The organism is Teredinibacter purpureus, from assembly GCF_014217335.1.
In the GTDB taxonomy this organism is placed as follows: Bacteria; Pseudomonadota; Gammaproteobacteria; order Pseudomonadales; family Cellvibrionaceae; genus Teredinibacter; species Teredinibacter purpureus.
The window spans coordinates 4,560,259-4,575,138 of sequence record NZ_CP060092.1; the positions used below are offsets into that span (position 1 = coordinate 4,560,259).

Below are 14,880 nucleotides of genomic sequence, written 5' to 3' on the forward strand. Positions count from 1 at the left end.
GCAATCTGAGGTTAAAAAATAACAATCAACGGTACGGGCAGAAAAGACCTATAAATATATCAATTTTCACGTATTCTATAATTTAAAACTGCTTTTCATAGACGATAATGGTTTTTCATGCCATGCTGTAAAAAATCACAACTAAATCACAATTCGCAAAAATGCCAATATATAATCAAAAATCACAAAGAATAAGGGTTTTTCATACTTTTCCCGCTCTGGGAAACAGTGAAAGCTATGCAGGGTATGCGGCGCTGATTGCGGGGCACGGGCTATCTGTACCCGCACCGGACTCCCTTTTCGCTATTGGCACCAAGCACAAAAAGATCAATAAAGGCCGCTGGCAACTTCTGACACCACGCCATAAGCCCGAAGACACGCTGCATGGCCATCTTACCTTTGCCCTCAAATATGAAGGCATTGATCTGGCCATTCTCAGCGCCCTATTTGATGATGTTGATCCTCAAGAAATAACTAATATTATTCGATCAGAACCTACCGGTTCCTATAGCCGACGCTTATGGTTCCTGTATGAGTGGCTGAGCAATACTACACTCGAATTAGAGGATGCCACTCAGGGAAACTTTGTTCCGCTAATCAACGACAAATTACAATATGCAGCAACTCCCCGTGATTCCAAACGCCACCGGGTACGTAACAATTTGCCGGGGACCCGTGAATTTTGCCCGCTGATTCGACGAACGGAAAAACTTGATCAGTTTATAGCGATGAATCTTTCGCATGCAGCAATCCATCATATCGGCAAAACGCATGCAGACTTATTGAGCCGTGCAGCCGCATTCCTGCTACTTAAAGATTCTAAGGCATCCTATACCATTGAAGGAGAAACCCCTCCGCATAATCGCATTGAACGCTGGGGGAAGATCATCGGGGAAGCCGGACAACGCTCATTAAGTGTGGATGAATTTGAATATCTGCAATCCGTTGTCATTGCTGATAATCGCTTCATTATTCCTGGATGTCGCGTTGAAGGAGGGTTTGTTGGTGATCATGACCGCACCACTGGCATGCCAATGCCCGTCCATATCTCAGCCCGCGCGGAGGACGTAGAAAGTCTTCTGACAGGATTAATAGAAACAGTCCAGCTGTTAAGTGATAGCGATTATGACGCTGTACTTACGGCAAGCCTTGTTGCCTTTGGTTTTGTCTTTATTCATCCATTTGAAGACGGCAACGGGCGTATTCATCGCTATTTATTTCATCATATTTTGGCTGAAAAACAGTTTGTCCCGAAGGGGCTTATCTTTCCCGTATCCGCTGTTATTCTAGATCGTATCGATGAATACAGACAAACATTGGAACATTATTCTAAGCCCAGACTTGAGTTAATCGAATGGAGACCAACTGATAAGGGAAATGTCGATGTCCTAAACGACACTATCAACCTATACCGTTTTTTTGATGCAACAAAACAGGCCGAATTTTTCTTTGAATGCGTCGAAGAAACCGTCAACAAAACACTACCGGAAGAAGTTGACTACCTCGCCAAATACGACCTCCTGAACAACTTCATCAAGAACTACATTGATATGCCCAATAAGCTAGTTGATTTACTTATCCGATTTCTAAACCAAAATAATGGCACGTTTTCAAAGCGTGCGCGCGAAAAAGAATTTTCAGCACTAACCGATAAAGAAATACAGATTATCGAAAATAAATACGATGAAATATTTAACCCATAACAGGTCGAATCAAAAACAGTATCACCCCTTACAACATAGAAACTTTAGACGGGTTTTAAGCGTAAGGGAAGAAAGAAATGTTTGTATCTGAGAAGGTTAATGCTCGCCTACAGAGAATGAAACGAGGCACTCCGTTTTCAATAAATGGCTTTTACTCGCTAAGCAGCCGCACATCGGTACAAAAAGCGATAAGCCGCTTGACCAGATACACAGAAGCAAAACATTTGGCTGAATCATAAACATTCATTGAAAAGCCACCGCTTTCTTCTAAATACAGGAATATTCGAGAACATACCCCTACTTTTATTCTATACCTCCCAAATTTTACCCCGACTTTTGTCATGGCTGCCTATTTTTGACATACAAAGGTAATTGGATGAACCATACCATTAGCCAATCACGTGTGGCCGAGCAATAAAGTGTCATACTGGTTATCGCCATATCGCCAATTTCACTTAAATATTAAGTAATAAAGATGCATACTCAATTTATGCTCCGATCGCAGGGTGCCGGTCATTTTCTTGTTCTGGCTGCTTTCACTCCATAAACGGACTAATAGACGACGTAAAAGGCTTGTTCGAAAAGCGTCGAAATGTGCCAATAAGAGACTAAAAAAGGTGTAAACGTCGGAAAAAGGCGAAACAAACGCCCTATTCGTGGATACTCTGCTTTATCCGAGAAGTACGGCAATGCCGCATAGCAGCTGAGGCGGCCGCGTTTTGTGAATGATCAGGTAAGTGCGACTTATGGATAAAGATGTGATGCGTGTGGCTTGGAGTAAACTCCAATTAAGGTGGGCCAGTGTGGCAAACCTTGAAGGAACGGCGCATATTTTAGATTTGTAGCTGCTTAATATATAGAGCGTTTTTTGAAATAGTATTGCGAGTAAAACGGGCGTTGAGTGCTGGTACAAAAATAAAAAAGTATGACTACCCGAACAGGCTGGGTTCATTTATTTGCGTGACATTGACATATTGCCCTGTCGGGTATGACGATGGGCCAAATTGATTATAGATAGCAACATCGGCCGCATCACGACCATAGCCGATGGCTACGTAAGCTCTTTGCTTAGTTGTTTGAGTAGCGTCGAAAGAATACCAGCGCCCACCCACATAGGCTTCAAACCAAGCGTGAAGATCCATGGGTTCAAGCCCGTTCAAATAACCGACAACCATGCGGGCAGGGATACTTAGGCTGCGGCATAACGCAATGCCCAAATGCGCTAAGTCACGGCACACGCCCCATTGACGGGCATTGACAGCAAGAGCTGATACTTGAACATCACTGTTACTTTGTTCAAAACTAATGTTGTTGCGTAGCCAGTTTTCAATGGCGGCTACTTGGTCGTAGCCTAGACGATGACCTTCAGTAATGGCATGTGCCTGATAGCTGAATTGATCGGACTCACAATAACGGCTGGGTAATAAAAAATTTAAAATGTTATCAGGCAGATTTTGTATGTCGACAAATTCAGCGCCGGGTGCTTCATCAATACTACCGGCAATCATGACTTCTGCCTGAGTAAATACTGAGAAGAGCCCAATGGGTGCTACTAGCCGTTGACAAAGGTTGCCATAGCCATCCGTAAATTCAATGACGGGCACGGTGGGCGATATTTTATACTGCTCACTGGCAATCCATTGCTGTGCGCCACTGCGCGGGCGCAACATCAATATAAAGGTTGTTGGTATTTCAATGTCAAAATGTAATTCACAGCTGGTACGTAGCCACATGTGAGACTCCCTATAAAGCTAAATAAAAAATAGCTAGCGGATGTTGTAATGACAATTAAATTTCAGGCAGGCGACTAACGTCAACCGAAACACTGAGTATTGGGCCTTTACCACCACCAAAAATAACGCCCTTGACTGGCGTAACATCGAAATAATCACGACCAAATGCCGTGACGATATGCTGGCTATGAGCAGCCGTATTATTGGTTGGATCAAATTCTGCCCAGCCTTCACTAGGTGAAAAATACGCCATCCAAGCGTGGGTAGCATCGGCTCCTACCAGTTTTTTCTCGCCGGGTTTGGGTAGCGTTTCAATATAACCTGAAACATATTTTGCTGGTATGCCCATGGCCCTTAAGCAGCCGATTTGCAGGTGAGCAAAATCCTGACAAACACCTCGCTTATGCTCCAATACATCCCCGAGTGGCGTTGCTATCGTGGTAAATTCGGGGTCGTAGGTAAAATCGTTGAATATGCGGGTGGTCAGTTCGCTGACACAGGCTTTCAGAGAACGTTTCAGATCAAATGATGGACGAGCATATTCCGCTAGGGCGGTACTCGCTTCTATCATTGGTGAATTGAGCAAAAACTCACGGGCGAGGATAGTATCATCGTTAAGGGTCATCCTTAGATAGTCTAATACTTCACCATAGGAAGCCCCTAAATCCAAATTCAATTTATGATCATTGTTTTGTATTTGAATATCACTTTCTGCAGTAATTGTTAATTCAGTATGCGGCTCTTGTATTTCAAAATGGTAGGCTTGATTGCCAAAGTAATCGGTGCGTTTACGCTTAGTTGCCGGTTGTGGCGAGACAGAAATGCGACTATTAAGACACTGCTGCCTATCCGTATTTCTTGGGATAACATTAGCGAGGTTGTAGCAGCGTGTTACCCGTTGAGCATATTGATAATGGGTGATGTGTTTAATCCTGAAGCGCATTACTGCTCCCCCAAAAAACTAGTGACTAACTGCTGAGGATCAGTGCGGTGGTCGAAATGTTTGTCGCTGATTAAACGGTTGAAGTCTTTTAATAGTTTTTCTAATTGTAGTAGCAGGCTCTTTAATTCTTCGCGCTGGTCTGTTTTGGTTTCTAAGAGTTGCGTTAGTCTAGATAACTTAAGGCTAGTCATGGCTTCCAATAAGGCCCGTTCTTCTTCTTGAAGCTCACCTTGTTTGGCATCTGAATTGGGTAATTGCTGCAAGTGTTGTTGCAACTGCTCCAATTGAAAAATTAAGGAGCGTGGGTTATTGCTGTCGAGTAACACTAGCTCCAGCCCTAATTCTACACCTCTGCGTTCACGCCCGCGTTGACGGTAGGTCATGAGTACTTCCATAGACCTCAATAGTGCCGTTAATAAGGTGGACTTATCTGCGCCGGCAGTCACGGGTGTTATCAGGCAACGGATGGTATTAATAGTTTGCAGCGCGCGCTCAATACGTTTGCCTAATTCCATAAACCGCCAGCCGACATTCCTGATCATGCTTTCTTGCATCAGCCCAGATAAAGCAGCTAACGCAGTAACTAAGGGGTCGAGCGCTTCGTCGGGAGCAGACGTCAAGCCATCTGCTAAGTCGACATCCATTTGCTCAAGCGCATCGCGTAAATCATTGATAACACGGATGGTGTCACTGGATAACAACGCCTTCGATTCATCGGCACTAGAGAGCATGGAGTTGATGGTTGATTTAATGCTGCCAACGCGGCCGCTATCTTTAATGATTAGCAATAACTCTTCATCGGGGTTTGCCAGTAATGGCTCAGCGGCACCGAAAAAACCCGGCGTGGTAGCAGTAATTTGAGTGGCAGTTTCTAGTAAAATTCGTCGTGCAATTTTACCAACAGGGTCTTCGCCGTTAAGCTGAAGGAATACGGTGCGCAAATAACGCAGAGAAACTTCTGCGCGCTCAGCATAGCGTCCCATCCAGTATAGGTTTTCAACCACTCGGCTGGGTAGGCTAATTAGTGATGAATCAATATGGGTACGTGTTGATTTTTGTGTTATTTCAACATCGGCGGTGCGTTCTGGTTCAGTGGCGGTGACCCAGGTATCTTTACTGGGGCTGCCGGACAGCATATTGATTACCGGGTCCTGACTATTAGCACTAAATCGAGTTAGGCCACCGGGGAGTACGGTATAAGAACTGTCAGCGGCTACAGAAAACGTGCGTAAAATGGCTGGCCGCGGCTCAAGACGTTCTGAGTAAAATACGGGGATGGTGGTTTTTTCTAATCGTTCCTGTGCAACATATTGGTAGCGGTTGTTGTGTACGGTGGCCAGTAGCTGGTTAAGTTGTTCGGGATTTAAATCGCCACCCCAAACACTCTTAATCCCAACCCCACGATACGCGGGTTTGATAATCAGCTGGCGAATATTGGCTGTTACAAAGTCTAAATCTTGATTATCGCCACACCAGTATGTTTTTACTGATGCCAGCCGTGGTTCGCGCCCGAGCAGACACTTACCTATTTGCGGTAGGTATTTAAGCAGTATTGGGTTTTCCAGTACGCCGGAACCTAGCGGGTTGACCACGACTAAGCGACCGCTGCGCACAACATCTAGCAGGCCGGGCACGCCCAGCTGTGAATTACTGCGTAATTCAACGGGGTCACAAAAGGCGTCGTCCACATAACGTAAAATAACGTCAACACGCTTGAGACCATCTAAAGACTTCATCCACAAAAAACCGTTGCGCACAATAAGGTCGCCGCTTTGGACCAAAGGAAAGCCCAAGTAATTTGCTAGATAAGCATGTTCAAAATACGTTTCATCACGGCTGCCTGGTGTTAATAGTGCAATCAGGGGTGCTTCATCGGAAGAGGATAGTGAGGACAGTTTAAGACGTAGGCGCTGGTAGAAACTGGCTAAGCGATGAACGTGACTATCACGATATAGGCTGGGAAAAACGCGAGACATAACTGTACGGTTTTCTAGTACGTAGCCGGCACCGCTGGGAACCTGTGTGCGGTCGGATAAGGCGCACATATTACCATCGCGCATGCGTAGCATATCTACGCTATGGGTAATGAGTTCGTGCTCTCCCGGTAGTTGGATATTCTGGCAAGCGCGAATAAATCCGCCGTGGCTGAATAGCGCTTCTGGTGGCAGCGCCCCGTGGCGCAACAAGGTACGTTCGCCATAGATATCACGTAGTATCAAGTTGAATAATTCTGAGCGCTCTAGCAGCCCAGCCTCAATCTGTCCCCAGTCTTCGCTGCCAATAATGTGGGGGACGGGATCAAGCTCCCAGCTGCTACTAGGGTTGCCGTCTTTGCTAAGGATATTATAGGTTGCGCCATCGTCCCGTAGGATACGGCGGGCTTTTAGTTGGCGTTCGCGTAATACACCAGGGCCTAGGTCGCGTAAGCTATTGAGCAGATATTGCCACTGCGGTTTAACCGTACCATTGTCAGCCCATGCTTCGTCTGACTGTCCATGAGGACGAAAATACTCAAGAGCCTCGACTGATTTGTTCTGGCTTTGAGTTTGGCTTTGAGTCGGCATTGGGCTCAATGGCGTTGGCATATCGGAGTTGGGCACGTAGCAACCTGTCAACAAGCGTAATAATTCTGAGACGTATTATATACGCATTCAGTGCTACATGACTAAGCTTAAAGCTGCCTCAGTCCTTTATTTTATCTGCGAGCAGGGCTGCGCATATCGAGTATGTAGGGGTACTCTCCTGAGGGTTCCTCTGGCGGTAGTTCCATGGGTCTCGGTGGCTCTTGATTAGGGAAGAACTCGCGCATCGCATCTACTTCAGGGGTCGGTATAAAGGGCCCTTGAGAGTGGCTTAGGGTTTCAAAACGATTGATACGACGGGATTCCGCCTCATAAGAATTAATGGGGAACGTCTCATAGCTACGCCCGCCTGGGTGGGTTACATGGTAGCTACAGCCACCAATGGAGCGGCCATTCCAGGTATCGATTAGGTCAAAATGCAGTGGTACATGCACGCCAATCATCGGATGTAACGCCGACGGTGGCTGCCAAGCACGATAACGCACGCCACCGACATACTCAGCATGACAACCAGTATTGCGAAGCGGGACTCGGCGGCCATTACAGGCCAATACATAGCGGCCTTCCGTTAAGCCGGTTGCTCTGATTTGCAGGCGTTCAACCGAGGAGTCTACGTAACGAGAGGTGCCAAAGCTACTGCTTTCCTCGCCAAGTACATGCCAAGGCTCTACGGCCCAGCGTAATTCCAGCTCGATATCATCGAGTTGCACGCGCCCATAGTGTGGGAAGCGGAACTCTTCAAAGGGGGCGAGCCATTCAAGTTGGAAGTCGTAGCCGTGCGCCTGTAGGTCTTCAACCACGAATTTCATATCCTGCCAAAGGTAATGCGGCAACATAAAGCGGTCGTGTAGCTCAGTACCCCAGCGAATTAGCGGCTTTTTATAGGGTTCATCCCAGAATCGCGCAACCAGACAGCGAATTAACAACGCTTGTACCAGAGCCATACGGCTGTGGGGGGGCATTTCAAAACCCCGGAATTCAAGGATACCCAGTCGACCACTGGCACTGTTGGGTGCATAAAGTTTGTCGATACAAAATTCCGAGCGGTGAGTATTACCAGTAATATCGATAAGTAAGTTACGTAATAGACGGTCTACTAACCAAGGTTGTGGCACTTCACCCTCGGTCATTTGAGAAAACGCTACTTCCAGTTCGTAGAGCATTTCATCGCGGCCTTCATCAACGCGTGGAGCCTGGCTGGTAGGGCCGATAAACATACCTGAGAATAGGTAAGACAGGCTGGGATGGTGTTGCCAAAAGGTGATTAAGCTACGCAATAAATCCGGCCGCCGTAATAAGGGGCTATCGGTTGGGGTGGCACCACCCAAGGTAATATGGTTGCCACCACCCGTGCCGGTATGACGGCCATCGAGCATAAACTTTTCGGTAGATAAGCGCGATAAGCGCGCTTCTTCGTAAAGTGATGTGGTGGTTGCGACCAGTTCTTCCCAGTTGTTTGACGGATGCACATTAACTTCGATCACCCCGGGGTCTGGAGTGACCAGCAGTTTTTGCATGCGTGGGTCGCGCGGTGGTTCATAGCCTTCAATAATAACGGCTAGCTCTAAGGTGCTCGCAGTTTTTTCAATAGCGGCCACTAACTCAACATAATCTTCGAGATAATCCAATGGCGGCATAAATATATGCAGGCGACCTTCGCGGGCCTCAATACACATGGCTGTGCGCACCACTAATTCAGCATCTTCGGGATCAGGAAGTTCTGTTACTTGCGTCTCTTTAGCGTCAGCAAAGCCGATTTCTGAGCGTTTTGGTAAATTGTCTCGGGGTTCAAAAGGGTCGCGCTGGGGTTTGATTTTGTCTGCCTTACTCCCTATTTCGGGCAATTGGCCCAATGGTAACCGCAGCCCCATGGGAGAATCTCCTGGAGTCAGGGTAATGCGCTCGCGCTTCATTGGCCAGACACTGCTATTCCAGCTTTTTTGGTCCTCTTCTAGCGGCCAGCCGGTACTGCGGTTCAGTGGAATAACGATACCTGAGGGCACATCAAAACCGCGTTCAATTAAACGGGCAAGGCGACGCCGGTCCAGTGCGCTATCAAGTTTATGCGCCAGAATATCAATATTCTTGGGTAGGTTTTGCTCTTGCATTAAGTAATACAGGCCGTCTTCGTAGGCAGGCTGGCAGCAGGGCCTGGGAATGACTAGCAAGTCGCACAGGTGGCGACCAAAACGGGTTGCGTCTTTGATGGTGTAGTCGTAATTTTTGTCGATTCTAGCCAGTAATCTATCATCTTCCCACAGCGGTTCGTTATCTTTACGCCAGAACACACCTAGTGCCCAACGCGGCACTTCCTCACCAGGATACCATTTGCCTTGCCCGTAATGCAGCAAGCCTTTTGGTGCGTAGCGATCGCGCAGGCGTAGTAATAGCGTTTTGGCTAAGCTGAGTTTGTCTTCACCGAGTGCCCCGGTATTCCATTGCTCTGACTCCATATCATCAATGGAGACAAAGGTTGGTTCGCCGCCCATGGTTAGGCGCACATCATTTTGGTCGAATTTAGTGTCAACGAACCTACCGAGCGCCTGTATATGTTGCCACTGTTCTTCACTATAGGGTTTGGTGACGCGCGGGTCTTCGAGTACGCGCTCTACGGTATTACTGAAATCAAATTCCACTTCGCATTTGTCGGTGGCACCAACAATAGGTGCGGCTGATACTGGGCTTGGTGTGCAGGCTAAAGGGATATGGCCTTCACTGGCAAATAAACCGGAGGTAGGGTCTAAGCCCACCCAGCCAGCACCGGGGATAAAGACTTCACACCATGCATGTAGGTCAGTGAAATCTTCAGCGGCACCAGAAGGTCCGTCTAAGGATTTTTCATCGGGTTTTAGTTGCACTAAGTAGCCCGAGGCAAATCGAGCGGCAAGCCCAAGGTGGCGTAATAACTGCACCAGTAGCCAGGCAGAGTCACGACAAGAGCCTTTTGCTTTTTGTAAGGTGGCATCAGGCGTTTGAATACCCGGCTCTAGCCGTACTAAGTATTCGATTTCTTTTTCTACGTACTGATTAATTTCTACTAAGAAATCATTAATCGTGCCTTTTTTGTTTTTTACGCCCATCAAAAACTTTTTAAACTTTGGCCCACATTTGAGTTTTTCTAAATAGGGACGCAGCTCTGCTTTAAGTTGCGTAGTATATTTAAAGGGGTAGTTTTCAGCGTATTCTTCAACAAAAAAATCGAAGGGGTTAATCGTTGTCATATCGGCGATGACTTCAACGTCCACTTCAAATTCGGTACATTTCTCGGGAAATACTAGCCGCGCAAGATAGTTACCAAAAGCATCCTGCTGCCAATTAATAAAATGTTGCTCCGGCTTTATTTTCAGGCTGTAGCTGTGAATAGGTGTGCGCGAATGCGGCGCTGGACGCAACCTCACGGTGTGGGCTGATAAGCTTACTGGGCGATCAAATTTATACGAGGTCCGATGATTAATTGCGACACGGATAGTCATATGCGCTTACCGCCTTTGGCTTGAAAAACGTAAGTGATATGCTCATTCGCAATAGCGATAGTGCTGAGTTTACAGGTTGAAATCATTCGGATTCCTTTAGAAACCAGGTGCTGCCAATTTCGGCACTGAGCTCTATTAGCCCTGCCTGAAATTGATCGATAAAAAGATGTAGCTCTTCTCGTGAGCTTGCCTGTGTGTCAAATCGCGAGAGCTTTCGGCGTGAACGGTCTAGTAGCTTGAGTGCGCTTTTGTGGTTATTTAAGGGCAGTAATTCTTCGCGCATACCGTTAAGACAAAACTTTACCGAGCGTGGTAATGAGGCCTCACGAAGAATAAAGTCCACCATAGAATTAGCTTCTACCTGCGGGCCAAATTGCTGGCGATAGGCGCCCATTGCTGACAGGGATTTTAGCAGGCTTGCCCAGATGAGTGGGTCCACTGTACTGTGGTGACGATCTTCCCCAAGTAAGGCTGCTGCGCCAACATCAATGATTCTTGTGGTCATGTCCGCGCGCTCAATCAGACAGCCTAGTTTGATAAAGCGATGGGCATGGTTGCGTGGTAATGTGGACATCATCATGCCATTGATGGTTTGGCAACGAGTGATAACATTTTCTAAAAATTTGTAACGGTTGCGCCGCCCTACGGATTTCTCGGCGAATTCTTGCGTGTAGAGATACAGCTCATTGACGTATTCCCATGTTTCTTGAGGCAGTGCATCACGCGTTGTGCGCACATTCTCTCTGGCAGCGCGGATGGCGTTGTAAATGCCTCCGGCGTTATCTTTATCCGCAATGATAAATTTTAAAACGTTTTGTTCGTTATAAACCCGGTAACGTTCGTTATAAATCGGCTCAGCATCTTGTATTCTGATTAATGTATCCCAACCAGGTTCAGAGCCATCGGGTATATCCAGAGTCATATGGGTGTAGGAATGAACCAGGCGTGCAGTGTCCTCCGCACGCTCAAGATAACGCGCCATCCAATATAGTCGTTCAGCAACTCGCGATAGCATTGTCATTTTTTTGTCTCCACGATCCAGGTATCTTTACTGCCACCGCCTTGGGAGGAGTTGACGACTAGCGAGCCTTTGACCAAAGCTACACGGGTTAAACCGCCGGGTGTCACCCAAGTATCTTTACCTTGGAGGATAAAGGGGCGCAAATCCAAATGCCTGGGTTCCACTTTGTCTTCGATATAAGTGGGGGCAGTGGACAGCGCCAGTGTGGGTTGCCCAATATAATTACGCGGGTTTTCTTCAATCAACTTAGCGAACTCCGCTCTTTTTTTCTCGCTAGCATGGGGACCGACCATTAGCCCGTAGCCGCCGGATTCGTTAGCGGGTTTAACCACGAGTTTATCTAGGTTGGCAAGTACGTAGTCGCGATCATTTTTGTTCATGCATAGGTAGGTTTTAACGCTGGCAAGCAGTGGCTTTTCGTTGAGATAGTAGCGAATCATTTCCGGCACATAGGCATAGACAACTTTGTCATCAGCAACACCTGCGCCGGGCGCATTGGCAATGGCGACATTACCTGCTTTCCATGCGCGCATGATACCGGGAACACCTAAGGTGCTGTCTTTTCGAAAAACTTCCGGGTCGAGAAAGTCGTCATCAATACGTCGATAAACGACATCAACGCGGATCGGCCCATCAACAGTACGCATATAGACACAGTCGTCATCGCTGACAAATAGGTCGCCGCCCTCTACTAATTCTACGCCCATACCTTGAGCAAGGTAGGCGTGTTCAAAATAGGCGGAGTTAAAAATACCGGGGGTCAGCACCACAATACAAGGGCGAGTTACGTCACGGGGTGATAACGAAGCGAGAGTACTGTGCAGGCGAGATGGATAATCATCTATCGGTAAAATACTGTAGTTTTCAAATAGCTCTGGTAGTACGCGCTTGGTTATTTCTCGGTTTTCCAGCATGTAGGAAACACCGGAAGGCACGCGTAGATTATCTTCTAGTACATAGAACTTTCCGTTCTTATCTCGCACCAAATCAGAGCCACAGATATGAGCCCATGCCCCATGAATGGGCGACACTCCTGTGCACTGAGCTCTATAGTTGCCCGACTCGAGGACAATATCCGCAGGCACAATACCATCGGCAAGGATTTTTTGCTCATTATAAATATCATCAATGAACCGATTAAGAGCACGGCTGCGTTGTATTAGGCCACGTTGCACTAGATCCCAATCCTTGGCTGGGATGACACGGGGAATAATATCGAAGGGCCAAGCTCGATCGATGTTTTGCCCCTCGCTATAGACGGTAAATGAAACCCCCATCTCCTTAATGGCCAGCTCGGCGGCGCCTCGGCGGGTATGCATTTCCTCTAGCGACAAACCCTGCAGCATATTGATTAGTTGTCGTGCTGCTACCCTAGGTTTGGCTGCAGGTGTAATTAGTTCGTCGAAAAAATCGCTTGTGGTGTAGGACTTCCAGCTTTTATTCATTGAGTCGTTTTTCCAGATAGAATATTTTTTATATTAGCAAGCCTTATGCCAGCTACTGGACTTAGATGGAATAAATACGCTACATCGTAATCTACTATAAATATCTGCTTGCTGGGTAGTTATATAAATATAGAAATATTTATATAACTAGTGCCCGTATATATGTGCGCTACGTAATAAGTTATGTAGGGAATTTTAAGGGCCGATTACAGTGTAAATCAGGGGCCGCTGGATATGTATGCTAATTTTATTATCAAGGTGATGAGTTAGGGTGGGATTACTTAGTACCGGGTTTTATCGCAAGTGGAACTTATCGAACAGTTAATGCAGGTTAAAATTGAGCGCTGATCCAAATCGGCTGTATTAGTGTGACGGCACTCGTGTGCGCTGTCGCCTTTTTGAAACCGGCTTTTTTGGTCAGCTATGTTGAGATTACCCGGTTTACAATAGCCAGCACTGTAGTGACAACCCGCGGGTTGCTTGCCAGTAAAAATCGTAAAGTATAGGGAAAACTGAGCACCCATTGACGAATGGTGCAGCGGTTTCCGCCATGCGCCCTGCCCCGCAACTTGGACAAAAACCTCGGCGCTTGCAACTGTACACCACCAAATGCTCATGGTGGTAACCTTCACAACGGTCACGAAGAAAGCCGTACTCCAATCGCCCGCATTCAAGTACTCATCAAACTCTCGCGTAACATGGCGAGGCAAAAATCTTCCCGCTTCGCTCAAGTGCAACTGAAAATCGGGCCAATGGCACTCGATAAATTGTTAGAGTAGTATTTGCTATGGCTTGTGGCGGACATAGGCAAACACCTTGCCGGCCAGACATCCTGTACCCAAAGCACTCGCTGAGCAACCTTTATTTTTCAGTGTATTTCCTAATGTGACCGTTATGGAGGAGGTAGTCTTGATGAGTATAAGGTCCGCTTAGGGTCAACTACCGAAGTAAACCCCATTTTAAGCTATTAGGCAGCACACCCCCCGATAGCAGACTCTGGACAAGTAAGGCTGTCGATCACATGCTGAGTGAGCAACCCCTTAAGGCGGCCTCTTTATGACACCGGGGGTTATTGAGTTCTCTAATGTATTAAGTATGTAACTTTAGTACATGGTATGGATCTTTATTACTCGATGACATCGACAACATTCACCAAAAAATTCCCATAGCAATCATCAGATACTCAATAAAATTGTCGATAAATTCTCTGAATCATTAAAAACTATTTGAGTAAAACATTAGATTGTAAACGGCTAAAAATATTTCTTTAAACGCTCAAAACTAATACGAACCGCCAATCCCAACAGAATGGCAAACGGAAAAATAACAATGACCGGATTCACGCTGTACGGCAAACTGATATAAACCACACAAGCAAGCACAAAGGCCGGTGTAATGGACTTTTTGGCAAGATTGAACACATTGCTGCTTTCCCGTCCTCCTCCCCAGCGCCGACGACGCCTGAAAATAAAAAAATAGGGAGCGAGAAAAATATCAACGCTAAACGAACCACAAAAGTTTGTGCCACGTAATTGGCAGCCTGCCAATAATCCTTATAGCGGTCAGACAATCCGTGAATCCACTTCTGAATAGCGTCCATGCTACCCATCGATACCTTGGATATGGGTGTTCCGGTACTTAGCGTAGTTAACCATGATTGTTGTGCTATCCAGTTTACCGCTGTCGCTGTCGCGCTAATGACTTGGCCTTTGATAACCAGTGATTCGTTCTTCAATGACTGATTCAGATAGCGCTGATCCATAGCGAGTACGGTTTTAGCGTGATTCGAACCTTGTTCTGCCCAAAACCGGTTGATGCCAATCCACTCGATGATAATTGAAAGCAATAAACTAATGATCAACCATGCAGCTAATTGCACTGTAGCCGATAATAATTTGCCGATTAAGCCCGGTTCTTTTCTTCTGGGTACGGGGGTTTGTTGCTGTTTTGGCATGGGCAGGCTTATCCCTTTCGATCATT

At 46.7% G+C, this 14,880-nt stretch carries 7 protein-coding genes and 2 pseudogenes; 1 reads left to right on the forward strand and 8 read right to left on the reverse strand.

Annotated features, from left to right (window positions below; all coding sequences use genetic code 11):
- Positions 1 to 161 precede the first annotated feature (161 nt).
- The gene (locus tag H5647_RS20325; protein ID WP_045860822.1) at positions 162 to 1,703 is read left to right on the forward strand and encodes a Fic family protein; all 1,542 of its coding nucleotides are present in this window, start codon (positions 162 to 164) and stop codon (positions 1,701 to 1,703) included.
- A 929-nt stretch (positions 1,704 to 2,632) separates the two neighbouring features.
- On the opposite strand, the gene H5647_RS20330 is transcribed toward H5647_RS20325, so the two are convergent.
- The 8 genes and pseudogenes from H5647_RS20330 to H5647_RS20365 all read right to left on the reverse strand — a co-directional run bounded on the left by H5647_RS20330 (position 2,633) and on the right by H5647_RS20365 (position 14,854).
- The gene (locus tag H5647_RS20330) at positions 2,633 to 3,436 is read right to left on the reverse strand and encodes a transglutaminase domain-containing protein (RefSeq protein ID WP_045860823.1); all 804 of its coding nucleotides are present in this window, start codon (positions 3,434 to 3,436) and stop codon (positions 2,633 to 2,635) included.
- A 55-nt stretch (positions 3,437 to 3,491) separates the two neighbouring features.
- Positions 3,492 to 4,379 (reverse strand): transglutaminase family protein, encoded by an 888-nt coding sequence (locus tag H5647_RS20335; RefSeq protein ID WP_045860824.1) that lies wholly within the window; start codon positions 4,377 to 4,379, stop codon positions 3,492 to 3,494.
- Complete coding sequence (locus H5647_RS20340) at positions 4,379 to 6,979, reverse strand: circularly permuted type 2 ATP-grasp protein (protein ID WP_236074993.1); 2,601 nt, start codon at positions 6,977 to 6,979, stop codon at positions 4,379 to 4,381. Before H5647_RS20340 ends, H5647_RS20335 begins: the two co-directional genes overlap by 1 nt.
- Before the next feature lie 95 nt (positions 6,980 to 7,074).
- Entirely contained in the window at positions 7,075 to 10,434 is a 3,360-nt protein-coding gene (locus H5647_RS20345; protein ID WP_045860825.1) for a transglutaminase family protein, read from the reverse strand.
- A gap of 82 nt (positions 10,435 to 10,516) precedes the next feature.
- On the reverse strand, positions 10,517 to 11,455 hold the full coding sequence (locus H5647_RS20350; RefSeq protein ID WP_052692238.1) for an alpha-E domain-containing protein: 939 nt from the start codon (positions 11,453 to 11,455) through the stop codon (positions 10,517 to 10,519).
- On the reverse strand, positions 11,452 to 12,900 hold the full coding sequence (locus H5647_RS20355; protein WP_045860826.1) for a circularly permuted type 2 ATP-grasp protein: 1,449 nt from the start codon (positions 12,898 to 12,900) through the stop codon (positions 11,452 to 11,454). The genes H5647_RS20350 and H5647_RS20355 overlap by 4 nt, the downstream gene beginning before the upstream one ends.
- 324 nt (positions 12,901 to 13,224) lie before the next feature.
- Positions 13,225 to 13,670, reverse strand: a pseudogene (locus tag H5647_RS20360) (transposase zinc-binding domain-containing protein); the annotation flags it as partial.
- Positions 13,671 to 14,153: 483 nt separating this feature from the next.
- Positions 14,154 to 14,854 (reverse strand): annotated as a pseudogene (locus H5647_RS20365) (TIGR03747 family integrating conjugative element membrane protein).
- Positions 14,855 to 14,880: the final 26 nt, after the last annotated feature.

What these genes read in the sequence shown, in the direction of transcription:
- H5647_RS20330 (WP_045860823.1), bottom strand. Translation starts at nt 3,436, where the DNA reads ATGTGGCTACGTACCAGCTGTGAATTACATTTTGACATTGAAATACCA.
- H5647_RS20350 (WP_052692238.1), bottom strand. Translation starts at nt 11,455, where the DNA reads ATGACAATGCTATCGCGAGTTGCTGAACGACTATATTGGATGGCGCGT.
- H5647_RS20355 (WP_045860826.1), bottom strand. Translation starts at nt 12,900, where the DNA reads ATGAATAAAAGCTGGAAGTCCTACACCACAAGCGATTTTTTCGACGAA.
- H5647_RS20345 (WP_045860825.1), bottom strand. Translation starts at nt 10,434, where the DNA reads ATGACTATCCGTGTCGCAATTAATCATCGGACCTCGTATAAATTTGAT.
- H5647_RS20325 (WP_045860822.1), top strand. Translation starts at nt 162, where the DNA reads ATGCCAATATATAATCAAAAATCACAAAGAATAAGGGTTTTTCATACT.
- H5647_RS20335 (WP_045860824.1), bottom strand. Translation starts at nt 4,379, where the DNA reads ATGCGCTTCAGGATTAAACACATCACCCATTATCAATATGCTCAACGG.